The sequence below is a fragment of the Capillimicrobium parvum genome, assembly GCF_021172045.1.
GTDB lineage: Bacteria > Actinomycetota > Thermoleophilia > Solirubrobacterales > Solirubrobacteraceae > Capillimicrobium > Capillimicrobium parvum.
Genome location: NZ_CP087164.1, coordinates 3158519 through 3175057, shown reverse-complemented (window position 1 = coordinate 3175057; position 16539 = coordinate 3158519). Strand labels below are relative to the sequence as shown.

The 16539-nt window shown below is 73.4% G+C and carries 12 protein-coding genes and 1 pseudogene; 11 read left to right on the top strand and 2 right to left on the bottom strand.

The genetic code is table 11. The annotated features are described in order from the left end of the window. Positions 1–12: 12 nt before the first annotated feature. Both DSM104329_RS15550 and DSM104329_RS15545 read left to right on the top strand, forming a co-directional pair. Entirely contained in the window at positions 13–1716 is a 1704-nt protein-coding gene (locus tag DSM104329_RS15550; protein WP_259310759.1) for an FAD-dependent oxidoreductase, read from the top strand. After that, a complete protein-coding gene (locus DSM104329_RS15545) occupies positions 1713–3128 on the top strand; it encodes an ATP-binding protein (protein ID WP_259310758.1) in 1416 nt (471 codons plus the stop codon). Before DSM104329_RS15550 ends, DSM104329_RS15545 begins: the two co-directional genes overlap by 4 nt. Here DSM104329_RS15545 and DSM104329_RS15540 read toward each other — a convergent pair. Together DSM104329_RS15540 and DSM104329_RS15535 are read right to left on the bottom strand one after the other, a co-directional pair. Beyond that, on the bottom strand, positions 3118–4515 hold the full coding sequence (locus tag DSM104329_RS15540) for a sensor histidine kinase (protein WP_259310757.1): 1398 nt from the start codon (positions 4513–4515) through the stop codon (positions 3118–3120). The genes DSM104329_RS15545 and DSM104329_RS15540 overlap by 11 nt on opposite strands. Continuing rightward, complete coding sequence (locus DSM104329_RS15535) at positions 4508–5191, bottom strand: response regulator transcription factor (RefSeq protein ID WP_259310756.1); 684 nt, start codon at positions 5189–5191, stop codon at positions 4508–4510. Before DSM104329_RS15535 ends, DSM104329_RS15540 begins: the two co-directional genes overlap by 8 nt. A 67-nt stretch (positions 5192–5258) precedes the next feature. On the opposite strand from DSM104329_RS15535, the gene DSM104329_RS15530 reads away from it, so the two are divergent. The 9 genes and pseudogenes from DSM104329_RS15530 (at position 5259) to rny (ending at position 16464) form a co-directional block, all read left to right on the top strand. Next, on the top strand, positions 5259–7691 hold the full coding sequence (locus DSM104329_RS15530; protein ID WP_259310755.1) for an FtsK/SpoIIIE family DNA translocase: 2433 nt from the start codon (positions 5259–5261) through the stop codon (positions 7689–7691). 10 nt (positions 7692–7701) lie between these two features. Beyond that, the gene (locus DSM104329_RS15525; protein WP_259310754.1) at positions 7702–8499 is read left to right on the top strand and encodes a helix-turn-helix domain-containing protein; all 798 of its coding nucleotides are present in this window, start codon (positions 7702–7704) and stop codon (positions 8497–8499) included. Then, a pseudogene (locus DSM104329_RS15520) lies at positions 8496–9788 on the top strand (competence/damage-inducible protein A); the annotation flags it as partial. The gene DSM104329_RS15525 and the pseudogene DSM104329_RS15520, both read left to right, overlap by 4 nt. A 656-nt stretch (positions 9789–10444) precedes the next feature. Then, complete coding sequence (thpR, locus tag DSM104329_RS15515) at positions 10445–10984, top strand: RNA 2',3'-cyclic phosphodiesterase (RefSeq protein WP_259310752.1); 540 nt, start codon at positions 10445–10447, stop codon at positions 10982–10984. A gap of 102 nt (positions 10985–11086) precedes the next feature. Further along, positions 11087–12181 carry a recombinase RecA gene (recA, locus tag DSM104329_RS15510; protein ID WP_259310751.1) on the top strand — a complete coding sequence of 365 codons (1095 nt, stop codon included), beginning with the start codon at positions 11087–11089 and terminating at the stop codon, positions 12179–12181. Next, complete coding sequence (locus tag DSM104329_RS15505) at positions 12178–12741, top strand: regulatory protein RecX (RefSeq protein WP_259310750.1); 564 nt, start codon at positions 12178–12180, stop codon at positions 12739–12741. The genes recA and DSM104329_RS15505 overlap by 4 nt, the downstream gene beginning before the upstream one ends. Before the next feature lie 74 nt (positions 12742–12815). Next, positions 12816–13703 carry an LLM class flavin-dependent oxidoreductase gene (locus DSM104329_RS15500; RefSeq protein ID WP_259310749.1) on the top strand — a complete coding sequence of 296 codons (888 nt, stop codon included), beginning with the start codon at positions 12816–12818 and terminating at the stop codon, positions 13701–13703. A 64-nt stretch (positions 13704–13767) separates the two neighbouring features. Further along, positions 13768–14463, top strand: coding sequence for a hypothetical protein (locus tag DSM104329_RS15495; RefSeq protein WP_259310748.1), 696 nt, complete (start codon positions 13768–13770; stop codon positions 14461–14463). Positions 14464–15018: 555 nt separating this feature from the next. Next, positions 15019–16464, top strand: a complete 1446-nt coding sequence (gene rny / locus DSM104329_RS15490) for a ribonuclease Y (protein ID WP_259310747.1) — start codon at positions 15019–15021, stop codon at positions 16462–16464. Positions 16465–16539 lie beyond the last annotated feature (75 nt).

The following is a 16539-nucleotide window of genomic DNA, read 5'->3' as shown; positions in this document are numbered from 1 at the left end:
TAGCGTCAAGCCATGACCGCCAGCGTCAAGGAGGCCGGCCCCGGCGAGCGGGCCGAGTCCGATCGCCGCCGCCGCGCGGCGATCGTCACCGTCGACGACGAGCCCGCGGTGCTCGCCGCCATCGCCCGCGACCTCCGGCGCAACTTCGGCGACCGCTACCGCGTCCTGCGGGCCGGCGGCGGCGAGGAGGCGCTCGAGATGCTGCGCGAGCTGCGCACCCGCGGCGATCAGGTCGCCCTGCTCATCGCCGACCAGCGGATGCCCGGGCTCGCGGGTACCGAGTACCTCGTCCAGGCGCGCCAGATCGTCCCGGATGCCAAGCGCGTCCTGCTGACGGCCTACGCCGACACCGAGGCGGCGATCTCCGCCATCAACGAGGTCAACCTCGACTACTACCTGCTGAAGCCGTGGGATCCGCCCGAGGAGGAGCTCTATCCCGTCCTCGAGGATCTGCTGGCGGTGTGGGAGGCCGGCGCCGCGCTCGAGGCGGGCGGCGTGCGCGTCATCGGCCACCGCTTCTCGCGCGAGACCCACGAGCTGCGCGACTTCCTCGCCCGCAACCGCGTGCCCGCCCGCTGGCTGGACATCGAGCGCGACGGCGAGGCGCGCGAGCTCGTCGCGGTCGCCGGCGTGGCGCCCGACCGCCTGCCGGTCGCGCTGCTCGAGGACGGCAGCGTGCTCGAGCGGCCCAGCACGCTCGAGATCGCCGAGCGCCTCGGCATCGCCGCCCGTCCGGCGCTCGACCACTACGACCTCGTCATCGTCGGCGGCGGCCCCGCCGGGCTGGCCGCCGCGGTCTACGGCGCCTCCGAGGGCCTGCGCACCGTGATGGTCGAGCGCGAGGCGGCCGGGGGCCAGGCCGGGCAGTCGAGCCGCATCGAGAACTACCTCGGCTTCCCGCGCGGCCTGAGCGGCTCGGAGCTCGCCGCCCGCGCGACGACCCAGGCCCGCCGCCTGGGCGCCGAGCTGCTGAGCGTCCAGGAGGCCACCGCCCTCGAGGTCGAGGGATCGGGCCGGTTCGTGCGTCTCAGCGGCGGCGGGTCGCTCAGCGCGAACTGCGTGCTCGTCGCCTCGGGCGTCTCCTATCGTCAGCTGGACTCGCCGGGCTTCGAGCGCCTCACCGGCGCCGGCATCTACTACGGCGCCGCGATGACCGAGGCGCGCGCGTGCAAGCAGCAGCGGGTCGTCGTCATCGGCGGGGCCAACTCGGCCGGACAGGCGGCCGTGCACTTCAGTGCGTTCGCGGCCGAGGTGATCATGCTGGTGCGCGGCGAGTCGCTGACCTCCTCGATGTCGACGTACCTCATCGAGCAGATCGCGAAGCTGCCGAACATCGAGGTGCGCACCCGCTCGCAGGCGGTCGCGGCCGACGGCGACGGCCGGCTGCGCGAGCTCACGATCCGGGGGCCCGACGGCACCGAGACGGCCGAGCCGGTCGACGCGTGCTTCGTGTTCATCGGCGCGGCGCCACATACCGACTGGCTGGAGGGGGTCGTCGCCCGCGACGAGCGCGGGTTCATCCTCGCCGGACCGGACGTCCCGGACGAGCGCTGGCCGCTCAAGCGCGACCGCGACCCGTACGTGCTCGAGACGAGCGTGCCCGGCGTCTTCGTCGCCGGCGACGTCCGCGCGAGGTCGGTCAAGCGCGTCGCCAGCGCGGTCGGGGAGGGCTCGATGGCCGTCACCCTCATCCACGAGTACCTCGCGACGGCATGACCCGGGCCGCCACCGTCGCGGACCTGCGCCCGGTCGACCTGTTCGACGACCTCGACGACGAGCAGCTGCGGCACTGGGCCGAGGTCGCGGAGGTCAGCGAGCTGGAGCCCGGCGACGCGCTCGCCGAGCAGGGCGCCGCGCCGCGCGGCCTGCTCTGCCTGCTGCGGGGCACGGCGCAGGCGTCCATGTCGATCGACGGGCGCATCGAGCCGACGGGCCGCCAGGAGGGCCCGACGTGGATCGGGGCGATCGCCGCGCTCACCGAGGAGCCGCTGCCCGTGTCGATGCGCGCGCTCACGCCGGTCACCCTCGCGATCGTCCCGGGGGAGGACTTCCGCCGCCTCGCGCTCGGCAACCCGCCCGTCCACCGCAAGGTGATGCGGGCGGTCTCGCCGGTGATGAACCGCCTGGCCGGCGTGGAGCAGAACCGCGAGCGGATGGAGTCGCTCGGCAAGATGGCGGCCGGCCTGGCGCACGAGCTCAACAACCCCGCCGCCGCCGCCCAGCGCTCCGCCGAGCAGCTCGCCGACGCGCTGAAGGTGATCAGCCGGACCCTCGGCGCGTTCGTCGAGTCGGGGGTCGAGCGCATCGAGGCCGAGGGGCTCGTCGCGCTGCAGCGCGAGGCGCTGGCGCGGGCGGACCAGCGCGGTGCCCTCGACGCGCTCGACGTCGCGGATGCGGAGGAGGACCTCCTCGAGCGCCTGGAGGACCTCGACGTCCCACGGGCCTGGGAGCTGGCCGAGCCGCTCGCCGTGGCCGGGGTCGACGGCGAGTGGCTGGACCGCGTGGCCGCCCTGGCCGGGCCCGCGACCGGCGCGGCCATCGCCTGGGTCGCGGCGGCGCTGACCGCCCGCGGCCTGGCCGACGAGCTGCGCGCCTCCACCGAGCAGATGAGCCGCCTCGTCGCGGCGGTCAAGACCTACGCGTACATGGACCGCGGCGAGGTCGTGGACGCCGACGTCCACGCGGGCCTTGAGAGCACGCTCACCCTCATGGGCCACAAGCTCAAGCACACCGAGATCGAGGTCGTCCGCGACTACGACCGCGACCTGCCGCCGCTGCGCATGCGCGGCGCGGAGCTCAACCAGGTCTGGACGAACCTGCTCGACAACGCGATCGACGCGCTCGGCGACCACGGCACGATCACGGTGCGCACGCGCCGCGAGGACCGCTGCGCGGTGGTCGAGATCGCGGACGACGGGCCGGGCATCCCGGCCGACATCGTCGGCCACGTCTTCGACCCGTTCTTCACCACGAAGGAGGTCGGGCGCGGCACGGGCCTCGGCCTGGACACCGTGCGCCAGATCGTCGTCGACCGCCACGACGGGTCGATCGCCGTCGACTCCGACGCGGGCGGCACGACGTTCCGCGTGTGGCTCCCGCTCGCGGCCGCCACGGGCCTTACGAGCTGACGAGCGTCCGCGCCGGGCGCTCGGCCGGCGCCTGCTGCGACGCCGGGATACGGACCTCGAAGCGGGTGCCGCGGTCGCCCGCGCCCGCCGCCAGGGTGACCGAGCCGCCATGGCCCTCGGCGACCGCGCGCACGATCGACAGGCCGAGCCCTGAGGACCCCGACACCTCGCCGCCGCCGCGCACGAAACGCTCGAAGACGCGCTCGCGCAGTGCCTCCGGGATGCCCGGGCCGTCGTCGGAGACCACGAGGACCGCGTCGCCGCCGTCGCGCCGCACCGACACCTGCACGCGCGTCCCCGCGGGCGTGTGCCGGATCGCGTTCTCCATCAGGTTCAGCGCGACGCGGTGCAGGTCGTCGCGCGCGCCGAGCACCGTCACCGGCTCGACGTCGACGTGCAGCTCGTGGTCGCCGGTGACCGGCTCGAGCTCGGACGCCGCCTCGATGACGGTGCGCCCCAGGTCGAGGGGGTGGCGCGGCGTCTCGCGGCCGACGTCGGCCCGCGCGAGCAGGAGCAGGTCGGCGACGAGGCGCCGCATCCGCCGCGACGAGCGCAGCGCCGACTGCGCCGCCTCGCCCTGCTCGCCGTCGAGCGTGTCGGCGAGCAGCTCGAGGTTCGCCAGCACGCTGGTCAGCGGCGTGCGCAGCTCGTGTGACGCGTCGGCGACGAACTCGCGCTGGCGGACGAGGCTGGCCTCGGTCTCGTGCTGCGCTGCGTCCAGCGCGCGCAGCATCCGGTCGAGCGTGCGCGCGAGCTCGGAGATCTCGTCGTCGGCCTGGGGCACCGGGACGCTGCGGCCGGGGTCGCGCGTGCGGCGGATCTCCTCGGCGCGGGCGGTCAGCGACGCGATGGGCGACATCGCGCGCTGGGCGATCGTCAGGCCGGCGAGCAGGGCGAGCGCGGTGCCGCCGAGCACGCCGAAGAGCAGGAAGAGGCGCACGCGCTCGAGCGTCTTCTCCATGTCGGAGACCGGCCGCGCGTACTGGACCAGCATGGTGCCGAACGGCTCCAGCTGCACGGGGCGCGTCTCGACGCGGTAGCCGTTGACCTCCTGGGTGCGGTCGACGCTCGGGCCGAGGTTCGGCGCGCCGCTCGTCGTGCGCACGAGCCGGCCGTCGGGCGTCAGCAGGCGGATCGTCGCGCTGTCGCCGCCGGCGTAGAGGTCGAGCGTCTTCTGCGACGGGCGGATGAGGTGCCCGCCCTCGATGCGGATGGTGATGCGGTCGCGGAGGTCGTCGGCGCCCGCCGCGACGTCGTGCTGGAAGTCCGACCGGATGCGGCTCTGCGTCAGCTCGCCCACCACGACGGCGAACGTGCAGAGGATCACGAAGATCAGTGCGGCCGAGGTCCCCGCCAGCCGCCAGCGGATGGGGATGCGCTCAAGCACGCAACACGTACCCCGCCCCGCGGATGGTGTGCAGAAGCCGCGGCTCGCCGCCGGCCTCGAGCTTGCGGCGCAGGTTCGACACGAACACCTCGATGGTGTTCGTCGTCGAGAACGGGTCGTAGCCCCAGACCTCGTCGAGCAGGCGCTGGCGCGAGACCACGATGCGCTCGTTGCGCATGAGGAACTCGAGGAGCTCGAACTCGCGCTGGGTCAGCTCGATCGAGCGCTCGCCGCGATGGACCTCGTGCGTGTCCGGGTTGAGCAGCAGGTCGCCGACCGCGAGGTTCGCCTCGCCGCGCGGCGGCCGCCGGCGCAGCAGCGACCGCATGCGCGCCAGCAGCTCCTGGCGCTCGAACGGCTTGACGAGGTAGTCGTCGGCGCCCGAGTCGAGGCCCTCGACGCGCGACTCGACCGCGTCGCGCGCGGTGAGCATGAGGATCGGCACGTCGCCGTCGGAGCGCAGGCGCTGGGCGACCTCGATCCCGTCCAGCTTCGGCAGGCCCAGGTCCAGCAGCACGAGATCGGGGAGGAACTGGCGGTAGTCGTCGAGCGCGACCTCGCCATCGCGTGCGATGCGGACGTCGTAGCCCTCGAGGCGCAGCGAACGCTGGAGCGCAAGGGCGATGTCCTCGTCGTCCTCGACGACGAGCACGCGGGGAGAGCGGCCTTCGACCATGAGGCCCGATGGTACGGCCGCATCTAAAGGGAGGCAATGGGGGGTGCGCGTCGAAGGAGCGTGCCTGATGGCCAAGAAGAAGCCCAAGCCGCGCACGCGCGCGCGGCGTTCCTCCCCGCGCCGCCCGACCCTCGACCAGCGCCAGCTCGATCTGATCGGGCTCGGGCTGATCGCCGTGGGCGTGTTCCTCGCGTTCCTGTTGTACGGCGACTGGCAGGGCGGCAAGGCGGGCGAAGCGCTCGTCGACGCGCTCGCGCTGGCCATCGGCGGCGTGCGCTACGTCGCGCCGGTCGCGCTGTTCGCCGCGGGGGCGATCCTCATCCTGCGCCCGGTGCTGCCCGCCGTGCGGCCCTTTCGGTCGGGCGCCGTCTGCCTGTTCGCCGCGCTGACGCTCGCCCTCGCCGCCGGCACGCTCGGCCTCGGGCCGGGCGGCGAGCGGGTCTCGTGGGACGCCGCCTGGATCAAGGAGCGGGGCGGGGCGCTCGGCGAAGGGCTGTACTGGCTGACGAGCACGCTGCTCGGGACGGTCGGCAGCCACATCGTCTCGGTGTTCCTGCTGCTCGCCGGCGTGCTGCTCATCACGGGCGCGTCGCTGGCCGGCGTGCTGAAGGCGACGGGCGCGCACGTGGCGGACACGACTCGCTCGCTGCGCACGCCGAAGCCCGCCCCGGCCAAGCCGGCGGCGGGCCGCTCGCGCCGGGAGCGCGTCGTGGTCCCCGAGCCCGAGGACTCCGAGCCCGTCGTCGCGCGCGTCGAGGACCTCCAGGAGCGCTTCTCCGACGTCTTCGGGACCGCGGACGAGCTGCCCGAGCCGGAACCGGAGCCGTTGTTCGACGAGCCCGAGCCGACGGGCGAGCACGAGGCGATCGAGGACCCCGACCTCGAGCCGGAGCCCGAGGAGGAGCCGGCGCCGACGCTCGCCGTCGATCCGGAGGACCTCACGCCGCAGGGCCGCTATCGGGCCTCGGTCACCGAGAGCCCGGACTTCATCTGGAAGCGCCCGAGCGTCCGGCTGCTGTCGCGCTCGACCGCCGAGCAGGCCCGGCCCGACACCGCCGGACAGGAGAAGACGGCGCGCGCGCTGATCGAGGCGCTCGGACACTTCGGGGTGGAGGCGAAGGTCGTCGGCACCGTCGCGGGACCGCACATCACGCGCTACGAGGTGCGCCTCGCGCCCGGCGTGAAGATGAGCAAGGTCGCCAACCTCAAGGACGACCTCGCCTACGCGCTCGCCGCGACCGACATCCGCATCCTCGCGCCGATCCCGGGCAAGACCGCGGTCGGCGTCGAGGTGCCCAACGAGCGGCGCAAGATCGTCCAGCTCGGCGACGTGATGAGCGAGAAGCCCGGCGACTGGTCGCCGCTGACGATCTGGCTCGGCAAGGACGTCGCAGGCCGCGCGATCGGCGCGGACCTGGCGAAGATGCCGCACCTGCTCGTCGCCGGCACCACCGGCGCCGGCAAGTCGGCCTGCGTGAACGCGATGCTGTCGAGCATCCTCCTGCAGGCCGACCCGCACGACGTGCGCCTGGTGCTCGTGGACCCCAAGCAGGTCGAGCTCAACCACTACGAGGGCATCCCGCATCTCCTCACCCCGGTCATCACGCACCCGCGCGTCGCGGCCAACGCGCTGCAGAACCTCGTCAAGGAGATGGAGGACCGCTACTCGACGATGTCGCTGGCCAAGACCCGGTCGCTGCCCGAGCTCAACCGCCGCCGCGAGGACCGCGGCGAGACCGCGCTGCCGTACATCCTGTGCGTCATCGACGAGCTCGCCGACCTGATGATGGTGGCGCCCGCCGACGTCGAGGACTCGATCATCCGGCTCGCCCAGAAGGCGCGCGCGGTCGGAATCCACCTCGTGCTCGCCACGCAGTCGCCGCGCGTGGACGTCATCACGGGCATGATCAAGGCCAACGTGCCGTCGCGCATCGCGTTCTCGGTGTCGTCGCAGACCGACTCGCGGGTGATCCTCGACCAGAACGGCGCCGAGTCGCTGCTCGGCAAGGGCGACATGCTCTACTCGCCCGTCGGCTCGTCGAAGCTCCAGCGCATCCAGGGCGCGTACATCGACGAGCCGCAGATCGAGGCGATCACCGACTTCTGGCGCAGGCAGGGCGAGCCGGAGCTGCGCGAGGACCTGCTCGAGGAGGTCGAGGAGCCCGAGGAGGTCGCGGCCTCCGAGCCCGACGACTTCGACCCCGACGAGGACCCGCTGCTCGAGGACGCGATCCGGCTCGTGGCCGAGATGGGGACGGCCTCGACCTCGATGCTGCAGCGCCGCCTGCGGCTCGGCTACACCCGGGCGGGGCGGCTGATCGACATGCTCGAGCGCCGCAACGTGATCTCCGGGTACGAGGGCTCCAAGCCCCGCCAGGTGCTGGTCGGACCCACCGAGGCGGAGCGCTTCATCGCCGCGCTGCGCGACGGCCAGGAGGGCGGCGGCGGGTCCTCGGAGGCCACGGCGCAGCAGGCCGTCCCCGTACCGGACGACGAGTAGCCTGCCGCCCATGCCCGAGATCGGCGCCACGCTCCGGGAGGCGCGCATGCGCGCCCGGATCGACATCTCCGAGATCGAGGCCCAGACGAAGATCCGGGCCAAGTATCTGCGTGCCCTGGAGAACGAGGAGTGGGACCTGCTGCCGGGGCCCACGTACGTCAAGAGCTTCCTGCGCACGTACGCGGAGGCGCTCCACCTCGACGCGCGCCGCCTCGTCGAGGAGTACAAGCTGCAGTACGAGCGGCTGTCGGACGTCGAGCTGCAGCCGATCGTCCCGCCGGGCCAGCGCGACCGCCGGCGCCCGTCGCGCGGGTACGGCGGCCGGCTGTGGCTCGTCGGGATCGCCATCGTGGCGCTCGTCGCGGCGCTGTACTTCCTGGGCCGAGGCGGCGGCTCGGGCGACGGGGGCGGAGGCGGCGCGACCGAGGCGGCCACCACCACGACGACGACGAGCACGACGCCGCGCACCACGCCGTCCTCGGGCTCGGGCGGGAAGAAGAAGCGCAGGAAGGCGGCGGCGCCGTCGCTCGTGCGGCTGCAGGTGCGGCCCACCGCGCCCGTCTACGTATGCCTCGAAGCCGCGGGCGGGCGGACGCTGGTCAACGGGCAGGTCCTGGTCGCGGGCAACGATTCGGCGACGTTCCGGTCGAGTCGGTTCCGCATCGGGCTGGGTAACGGCTCCGTCGTGCTGCGCATCAACGGGAAGTCATTCAACGTGCCGGAGTCCTCGAACCCGATCGGCTACGAGATCACGCCCAAGGGCCGCAAGAGCCTGCCCGACAGCCGCCGGCCCACCTGCGCGGCATGAGCGTCCGCGCGGGCGTCGTCGTCACGGGCACGGAGGTGCTGACGGGCCGGGTGGTCGACCGCAACGGGCCGTGGCTGTCGGACCAGCTGTTCGCGTTGGGGGTCGACCATGCCCACACCGTCGTGGTCGGCGACCGCGATGACGACATGCTGGCGGCGCTGGGCTTCTTCGCCCGGCAGGGCCTGGAGCTCATCATCACCAGCGGCGGGCTCGGGCCGACCGAGGACGACCGGACGGCGGAGATCGTCGGGCGCTTCCAGGGGCGCGAGATGGTGCTCGACGAGGCGACCGAGGCGCGGATCTGGGAGATCCTGTCGGGGCTGCGGACGCGATGGCCGCATCTGGACGAGGACGCGATCCGCCGCGCCAACCGCAAGCAGGCGGTCGTGCCCCGGGGCGCGGCGATCCTGCCGCCGGTGGGAACCGCGCCGGGGCTGGTGGTGGCCCCCGCGCCGTCGTCGGCGGGCTCGCGCTTCCCGGTGGTCGTCGTGCTGCCCGGGCCGCCGCGGGAGCTTCAGGCGATGTGGCCGGCGGCGGTGGAGACGGCGGAGTTCCGGGCCGTGCTGGCGGGCGCGAGCTCGTACCGGTCGAAGATGCTGCGGCTGTTCGGCATTCCGGAGTCGGAGATCGCGGCGACGATGCGGGTCGCGCGCGAGGGCGGGGTCGACCTCGATGCGCTCGAGATCACGACCTGCCTGCGGCGCGGCGAGATCGAGATCGTGAGCCGGTGGGAGCCCGGCGCGGATGACGTGTACCGCGCCTTCGAGGACGTCGTGCGGTCGCGGCACGCGGACGTCCTGTTCTCCGACGACGGGCGGTCCGTGGACACCCAGGTCGCGGACATGCTGCGGTCGTCGGGGATCTCGGTCGCCTGCGCGGAGTCGTGCACGGGCGGGCTGCTCGCCGCGCGGCTGACCGAGCTCGACGGGGCGTCGGAGTACTTCCCGGGCGGGCTGGTGACGTACGCGAACGAGGCGAAGTCGGAGCTGGCCGGGGTGCCTGCCTCGTTGATCGCCGAGCATGGGGCGGTGTCGGAGGAGGTCGCCAAGGCGCTGGCGGATGGGGCGCGGGCGGCGCTGCACGCCGAGGTGGGCGTCGGCATCACCGGGATCGCCGGGCCGGGGGGCGGCACGGAGGGCAAGCCGGTGGGGACCGTGTGGCTGTCGGTGTCGCGCGGGGACGTCGATCCGGTGGCGCGGCTGACGCGCCGGGTGCACCTGCCGGGCGGGCGCGCGGACGTCCGCGACCGCTCGACGACCGTGGCGCTGCACCTGCTGCGGCGGCTGCTGATGGGGGAGTCGGATGCGCCGGGCGAGCGGGCGGCGGAGCCGTCGGCCGCGGCGGCCGGGGAGCCGAGCGGCACGCATGGGCCGGCGGCGACGGAGGGCGGCCCGGTGGGGGACGAGTAGGGCGGCGCGGGCGCGGGGCGTGGGCGTGGGCGTGGAGCGCCGCGGGGCGGGGTCGCGGGGCGCGGGGCGGGCTCGCGCGGCGCGGGGCTGGGGGGCGGTGGTGCGGTCGGGGGTCGGCGCGGGGTCGCGCGGTGGTGTGCCTGCCTCGCTCGCCCGGTGCGCGGTCCTGTCGCGTCGACGGCGCGGGTCGCCGTGAACGCGACAGGCTCGCCGGGACCGGACCGGACCGGATCGGATCGGATCGGGTCCTGTCGCGCTGGCGGCGCGGGTCGCCGTGAACGCGACAGGCTCGCCGGGACCGGACCGGACCGGACCGGATCCGGGTCCTGTCGCGCTGACGGCGCGGGTCGCCGTGAACGCGACAGGCTCGCCGGGACCGCACCGGACCGGATCCGGGTCCTGTCGCGCTGACGGCGCTGGTCGCCGTGAACGCGACAGGCTCGCCGGGACCGCACCGGACCGGATCCGGGTCCTGTCGCGCCGACGGCGCTGCACGCCGTGAACGCGACGACACCGGCACGCGCGATCATCTCGCGATGCGCTGCTTCGTCGCCGCCGAGCTCCCCGAGGCCGTGCGGGTCGCCCTCGTGGCGTGGGCGCCCCGCGACGACGCGCTGCGGGTCCTCGATCCCGAGTCCCTGCACCTGACGCTGGCGTTCCTCGGCGAGCGCTCGGACGAGGAGGTCGCGGCGGTGTCGGCGCTGCTGGGCCCGCTCGCCCGGCCGGTGCGCGCGCTGTCCCTGGGCGGCGTGCTGTGGCTGCCGCGCGGCCGGCCGCGTGTGCTCGCCGTCGAGGTGGCCGACGGCGACGGCGCGCTGGGCGCGATGCAGGCCGGCGTGGTCGCGGCGCTGGCGGACGCGATCGGCTTCCGGGCGGAACCGCGGCCGTTCCTGGCGCACGCGACGGTCGCTCGCGTACGCGCGCATGGACGCGTGAGCCGGGACCGCCGCGCGGCGGTCGAGGCGGCGAGCCCGCCGGAGGCCGGGACCTTCGCCGCGCCGGCGCTCACGCTCTTGCGCTCGCGGCTGTCGCCGCGCGGCGCGCGCTACGAGCCCGTGGCGCGCACAGAGCTGTGACGGTTTCGCCTGCGGATCGACACGAACAGGTGTTTCCCCGCGATCCGTCCGGCGTCAGGCTCACGATACGTGCAGTCCACTCGACGATGGAAAGGCTTTGACATGAGCGTCACCGACCAGGAGAAGGCCGCGAAGGCCCGCGATGCCGCGCTCCAGGGAGCGCTTGCGCAGATCGAGCGCCAGTTCGGCAAGGGGTCGGTCATGCGCATGGGCGACGAGGGTGCGCGGGTGAAGGTCGACGCCGTTCCGACCGGCGCGCTGTCGCTCGATCTCGCGCTGGGCATCGGCGGCGTGCCCCGCGGGCGCATCGTCGAGGTCTTCGGCCCGGAGTCATCCGGCAAGACCACGCTGATGTACCACATCCTCGCCGAGGCGCAGAAGCTCGGCGGCGTGTGCGCGTTCATCGACGCCGAGCACGCGATGGATCCGCTGTACGCGCAGCGGATCGGGCTCGACATCGACGAGCTGCTGGTCTCGCAGCCGGACTACGGCGAGCAGGCGCTCGAGATCGCCGACATGCTCGTGCGCTCCAGCGCGGTCGACGTCATCGCGATCGACTCGGTGGCCGCGCTGACGCCACGGGCGGAGCTCGAGGGGCAGATGGGCGACCAGACCGTCGGCCTGCAGGCGCGGATGATGAGCCAGGCGATGCGCAAGCTCGCCGGCAACCTGAACCGCACGCAGACCATGTGCCTGTTCACGAACCAGATCCGCGAGAAGGTCGGCGTGATGTTCGGCTCGCCGGAGACGCAGCCGGGCGGTCGCGCCCTGAAGTTCTACGCGTCGCAGCGCCTGGACATCCGGCGCATCGAGACGTTGAAGGACGGCACCGAGGCGGTGGGCAACCGCGTCCGGGTGAAGGTCGTCAAGAACAAGGTGGCGCCGCCGTTCCGCCAGGCGGAGTTCGACATCGAGTTCGGCAAGGGCATCTCGACGTCGGGCTGCATCCTCGACCTCGGGCTCGAGCACGACATCGTCAGCAAGTCGGGCTCGTTCTTCTCCTACAACGGCGAGCGGCTCGGGCAGGGGCGCAACAACGCCAAGGGGTTCCTCGACGAGCACCCCGAGGTGGCGCAGGAGATCGAGGCGAAGATCTACGCGGCCGAGGGCATCGACCCCAATGGCGTGGCGCCGCTCGACGCCGATCAGGACGTGGCGCCCGAGATGCCGGCGCTCGAGGAAGAGGCCCTGGCTTGACCCTCGCGTGGGGCGGCGTCGGCGGTTCGCCTCTGAGCGACCTCGCCGACCTGTCCGCGATGGGCGAGGTGACCGCCGTGTCCGCTCCCGACTCCGATCCCGCCGTCCGGCGCCAGCGGGCGCTGGACGCCGCGTACCGCTACCTGGCCCGTCGCGACCGGACCGTCCTGGAGATGCGCCGCCATCTCGAGGGGCGGCGCGTCGAGCCCGACGCGATCGAGCAGGCCGTGGCGGAGCTGTGCGAGCAGGGCTACCTCGACGATGCGCGCTACGCGCGCACGTTCGCGGAGGACCGGCGGGCGCTGGACGGGTGGGGACCTGACCGCATCGGCCGCCGGCTCACGCAGATGGGCGTCGACCGCGAGGCCGTCGAGGCGGCGCTCGCCGCGCGCGGGGTCGAGGATGAGCTGGCCGCCGCCGTGGAGGTGCTGCGCCAGAAGCTGCGCGCGGCGCCCGGCGACGACCGGGGCCGTGAGCGCGCGCTGGGCCTGCTCGCCCGCCGCGGGTACAGCCTCGACCTGGCCTACGACGCGGTCCGCGCGTTCGAGCGCGAGGCCTGACGCCGGCCGACGCATTCGCGATGGCGCCGTTCTGGATCGCGCGGCACGGGTAGCCCCACCGAGGTGGACCGCCGATGAAGATCCGCTTCGCCGTCGCTCCTGGTTCAGGTCCGCTGGACGGCGAGGAGCTCGCCCGCTTCGGCGATGCGGTCGAGACGAGCGGCTTCGACGGCATCTGGCTGTCGGACCTTCCACTCGCTCCGGTTCTCGATCCGCTCCTCGGGCTCGCCGTGCTCGCTGGGCGGACCCGGCGCTGCCACCTCGGCGCGAACGTCGTCCCGCTCGGCCGCAACCCGTTCCTCCTGGCCAAGGAGCTCGCACAGCTCGACCGGCTCACCGGCGGCCGTCTGCTCCTGAGCTTCGTGCCCGGCCTGGGCTCGCCGGAGGAACGCGAGACGCTCGGCGTCGAGGGCGCCGATCGCGGCGCGATCCTCGAGGAGGCGCTCGGGCTCGTGCGCGCCTGGTGGGCCGGCGATGTGGTCGACCACCGTTCGCCTCGGTGGTCGTTCAGCACTGTGGCCGCGGCAGCCCGGCCGGTGCAGGATCCTCTGGAGGTCTGGCTCGGCGGGCGGGCGGGCACGTCCTTGGACCGTGCCGGGCGCATCGCGGACGGGTGGCTCGGGTCGACGCTCACCCCCGACGAGGCCGAGCGTGCGCGTCGCCGGATCCAGCGCGCGGCCAGCCGCGCCGAACGCCGGTTCGATCCCGAGCACTTCGGGTTGAGCATCGGCTACGCCCGAGCCGATCCGGATCCATCGGCTCTGGCCCGGCTCCGCGTCCTGCGCGACGATCTCGACCCTCGGGAGCTGCTGCCCGTGGGCGCGCAGGAGCTCCGCTCATCGATCGAGCGCCACATCGACGCCGGCTTGTCGAAGTTCGTGCTGCGCCCGACGGACGCCGTGGCGTCATGGGACGAGGAGGTCGCATGGCTCGCCGCCGCGATCCTCGACCTGCAGACCTGACGCGGTGCGCGACATGGCGTTCCCCACGATCCGGCGACCGGCCGGCAGTGGGCAGGTGAGCGCCATGTCCGTGCTGCATCAGCTCGCACCCGGCCTCTGGCGATGGACGCTGCGCCACCCCGAGTGGCATCCATCGCTGACGGGGTTCGGCTCGGAGGTCGGCTGCTTCGCGATCCTCGCCGGCGCCGACTGCCTCCTCGTGGATCCGCTCTTCGACGGCAACGAACCGCCGGAAGGCCTCGACGCGATCGTGGCGGATGCGCGCGACGTGCTCGTCTTGATCACCATCCCGTATCACGTCCGCAGCGCCGAGCAGGCGTGGCGCCGGTGGGGTGGCGACCATGGCGTGCGGATCATCGGCCATGAGCGGGTCGGCGACCGCCTCCAGGGCGACGCGCCGTTCGCCGCGATCACGCCCGGCGACGAGCTGCCACACGGCATCCAGGCGTTCGCGATCGGAAGCCCGCGGCGTCGCGAGATGCCGCTGCTCATCCCGGAGGCACGGGCGATCGCGTTCGGCGACGCCGTGGTCGCCGTCGAGCCCGCGGACGGTGGCGGCCTGCGCGTCTGGATCCAGCGCCCGCTCACCGAGTCGCGCCTGCGCTGGTCGCGCGAGCGGCTCGAGCCGACGCTGCGCCCGCTCGCCGGGCTCGACTTCGACCGTGTGCTCGTCACCCACGGCGAACCGGTGCTCGAGAACGGCCGGGCCGCGCTCACCGCCGCCTTCGACGCCGACCCCTGGTACCACCGGCCCCGGTGAGAGGGGTGCGGCCTCTCGTCAGTGAGAGGGGCGCGGCCTCTCGTCAGTCAGAAGGGCGCGGCCTCTCGTCAGTGAGAGGGGCGCGGTCTCTCGTCAGTGAGAGAGGGAGGCCTGGCGTCAGTGGGAGGGCGCGGCAGGGCGCGGCCGCTCGTCAGTCAGAGGGGGTGGCCTCCCGTCAGCGACAGGGCGCGGCCGCTCGCTGCGCCCGCCTCCGCACAAGACCTCGTGCGCCGCCGTTTGAACCACATCGTTCGATTGCGCACAAGGCCGTCCAGGGCTAGGATGCCGGGCAGCGAACGATAGGACCCTTCGGGGCATGAAACCGCAGCAAATCCGTAGATTCTGACACGACGGTCTCAGAACGTGACGACGTCCAGACACTCATTCGCCGGGAAAAGGACCCGGGTCTCAACCTCTCAATCAGCCACCTTCGTCGTCTGCTGATACGCGGCTGCCGCCGCGATGCCCGTCGTAGTCGTGCCCCGCGGGGCCCGTCGGTCGCTCCATACGCTGATACGAACCTGCCGCCGCTTGCGGCGGAGGGAGGAACCGGGGATGGAGATACTGATTGCGGCCATCGTGCTCGCCGTGGGCTTCGTCGCCGCGGCCGCGCTGGTGGCACGTGGGCGGGGGGCAGCTGCGCCACCTCTCGCGCGCGCCGAGGCGTCGGCCGAGCGCGCCGAGGCGGCCGCCGAGGACGCTCAGCGGCAGAGCTCCGCGGCCGAGGAGCTCGCCCGCCAGGCGCGCGACCTCGAGCGCCGGACGCTCGAGCTCGACAAGCGCGTCAGCGAGGTCGATGCCGACCGCGCGCAGCTCAGCGAGGCCCGCGAGCGGCTCGGACGCGACCGCGCGCTGCTGCAGCGCGAGCTCGAGCGCGTCTCCGGGCTCAGCGCCTCCCAGGCCAAGACCCTCCTGCTGCGCGAGATCGAGGAGGAGGCGCGCCACGCGCACGCCAAGCTGCTGCGTTCCATCGAGGAGGAGACCAAGCGCGAGGCCGAGCGCCGCGTCCGCTCGATCCTCTCGATCGCGATGCAGCGGCTCGCCGCGAGCCACGCCGCCGAGACCACGGTCTCCGTCGTCCAGCTGACCTCCGACGACATGAAGGGGCGCATCATCGGCCGTGAGGGCCGCAACATCCGCGCGCTCGAGAACCTCACCGGCGTCGATTTCATCATCGACGACACACCCAACGCGGTCGTGCTCTCCGGATTCGACGGGGTCCGCCGCGAGATCGCCCGCATGACCCTCGAGCGCCTCCTGCAGGACGGGCGCATCCATCCCGCCCGCATCGAGGAGACCTACTACCAGGCGAAGTCCGAGCTCGAGAGCCACATGCTCGAGGAGGGCGAGGCCGCCGTCCTCGAGGCCAACGTCGGCGGGCTCGATCCCGAGCTCGTGAAGATGCTCGGCCGCCTCAAGTTCCGCACGAGCTACGGCCAGAACGTGCTCGCCCACTCGGTCGAGACGGCGCATCTCGCCGCGCTCATGGCCGACGAGCTCGGCGCCAGCGCGAAGACCGCCCGCCGCGCGGCGCTCCTGCACGACATCGGCAAGGCCGTCTCCCACGAGGTCGAGGGGCCGCACGCGCTCGTCGGGGGCGAGCTCGCCCGCCGCCACTCCGAGTCGGAGGCCGTCGCCCACGCAATGGAGGCGCATCACAACGAGGTCGAGCCCCAGACCGTCGAAGCGGTGATCGTCCAGGCCGCCGACGCGCTCTCGGGCGCCCGCCCGGGTGCGCGCGGCGAGTCGCTGGAGCAGTACGTGAAGCGCCTGCGCGACCTCGAGCAGATCGCGACCCGGCACCCCGGCGTCGACAAGGTCTACGCGATGCAGGCCGGCCGCGAGATCCGCATCATGGTCCAGCCGGGAGCGATCGACGACGACGCCGCGGTGGTGCTCTCCCACGAGATCGCCCGCGAGATCGAGAAGGAGCTCGAGTACCCCGGCCAGATCAAGGTGACCGTCATCCGGGAGTCACGGGCGATCGAGTACGCCCGCTGAAAGGAGCGGTCGCTCAGACGGCCTGCTCATCCGATGCCGCAGGCGGCGGGAGCGGGCGGCAGGCGTCGTGAGCGG

Bases quoted from the DNA above. Each gene is read 5' to 3' on its own strand.
- DSM104329_RS15550 (WP_259310759.1), top strand. From the start codon at position 13: ATGACCGCCAGCGTCAAGGAGGCCGGCCCCGGCGAGCGGGCCGAGTCC.
- DSM104329_RS15545 (WP_259310758.1), top strand. From the start codon at position 1,713: ATGACCCGGGCCGCCACCGTCGCGGACCTGCGCCCGGTCGACCTGTTC.
- DSM104329_RS15535 (WP_259310756.1), bottom strand. From the start codon at position 5,191: ATGGTCGAAGGCCGCTCTCCCCGCGTGCTCGTCGTCGAGGACGACGAG.
- DSM104329_RS15530 (WP_259310755.1), top strand. From the start codon at position 5,259: ATGGCCAAGAAGAAGCCCAAGCCGCGCACGCGCGCGCGGCGTTCCTCC.
- DSM104329_RS15525 (WP_259310754.1), top strand. From the start codon at position 7,702: ATGCCCGAGATCGGCGCCACGCTCCGGGAGGCGCGCATGCGCGCCCGG.
- thpR (WP_259310752.1), top strand. From the start codon at position 10,445: ATGCGCTGCTTCGTCGCCGCCGAGCTCCCCGAGGCCGTGCGGGTCGCC.
- recA (WP_259310751.1), top strand. From the start codon at position 11,087: ATGAGCGTCACCGACCAGGAGAAGGCCGCGAAGGCCCGCGATGCCGCG.
- DSM104329_RS15500 (WP_259310749.1), top strand. From the start codon at position 12,816: ATGAAGATCCGCTTCGCCGTCGCTCCTGGTTCAGGTCCGCTGGACGGC.
- DSM104329_RS15495 (WP_259310748.1), top strand. From the start codon at position 13,768: ATGTCCGTGCTGCATCAGCTCGCACCCGGCCTCTGGCGATGGACGCTG.
- rny (WP_259310747.1), top strand. From the start codon at position 15,019: ATGGAGATACTGATTGCGGCCATCGTGCTCGCCGTGGGCTTCGTCGCC.